We start from the raw sequence: 1334 nt of genomic DNA, 5'->3' as shown, positions 1-1334 counted from the left end.
GCTTTCTCGCCGCTAGATCGGTAAGCAGTGACGCGAGCTTCCCATTTCTTACGAACATCTTCTTTGGTCATGAAAAATCCTCCTCGATTTGATACTGAGGAGGATTATCCCATAACCGTTGAAGGGAACGAAGGTGGGGAAGATTTGACGCTTACGTAAAAAGGACCCAATAAATTGGGATGACAGGAAGAAGGAATATGAAATTGTTAGAAAGATAATAAAGTAGAAGTGTTAGGCTGGAACGATTTTAACTCTTACAACCAAGTAGAGGGAGAGCAATAAAATGAGAGAAAAAGTGAAGGTACTAATTACAATGTTTCTAATTGCTCTATTGATCACATCGTGTAATAAAAAAAATCTAGACGTTAATGCAACCGTAACTCCAGAATCAGAGCAGGTTCAAGTTGTTCAGGAAACGAATATAACAGATAGTGGGAATAATAATTCAAAGGAGGAAGAAAAGTCCCAAACTACTAAGAACATACCTTATTCAATAGTCGATGAAAGCTACACTGACAAAGAAATAACTATAAGGTACCCACAAGTCACTGGAACAGATAATAGTAAAGGACAAGAAAAAATAAATGAATTGTTAAAATTCGAAGCACTTGTCCCCTTAGATGACTATCTTAGCAGTACTGCTGATTACGATCTCTCTATGGATATTGATTATGAAATTACATGGAAGAGTGAAAACTTGCTGAGTGTTCAATATAGAGGGTCTAGTTATTCAGAAGAGGCTGCTTACCCACTGGATTTGTTTTATACGATAAATATAGATATTAAACATGGTAAGAAGATAAGGCTAAAGGATGTAATTAAACTCGATGCAAAATTTGTTGAAAAGTTCAGGGAACATATAGCAAAAAATATCCATGACGATGTAGTGAAAAGTTATCTTTTAGAAAGGACTACTTCGGATGAACTACTCAAATATCTTAACGGTGCTGATTCCTCATTTGAGATTAGCAACTTTACATTCAGTTATTTTACAAAGGATTCTCTAGGCATTAGTTTAACCACTCTTCATGGTGCAGGTGATCATACAGAATTTGAATTGAAGTATCAGGATATAAAAGAATTCTTAAATACTGAAAATGAGGTTTGGAAGGAATTCCCCGAAATATTGGAGGAAAGCAGGAACTAATTACTTTTTCCTCTTATTCTTCTAATTCTGACCACATGCGAGTATAACAACTCCATGTGGTTTCTTTGTGCGCCTCACAGTCGCACAATCTAAGTGGTTCAAATCCACTCGGTAACTTTACCCTTTAAAGTGCCGTAGCCGAAGCAGAGGTCCTAACTCCAACAGGAGTAGGACTGGCAGGGTGTCT

General features: G+C 36.9%; 1 protein-coding gene. It reads left to right on the top strand.

The genetic code is table 11. From position 1 onward, the window contains the following. Positions 1-283: 283 nt before the first annotated feature. Positions 284-1147, top strand: coding sequence for a polysaccharide deacetylase family protein (locus tag E2980_RS23880; protein WP_135154710.1), 864 nt, complete (start codon positions 284-286; stop codon positions 1145-1147). The last annotated feature ends 187 nt before the right edge of the window (positions 1148-1334 follow it).

Source organism: Cohnella luojiensis, assembly GCF_004564235.1.
GTDB lineage: Bacteria > Bacillota > Bacilli > Paenibacillales > Paenibacillaceae > Cohnella > Cohnella luojiensis.
Note: the sequence above shows the minus strand (reverse complement) of the source record. Positions and strands in the feature narration are given on the sequence as shown.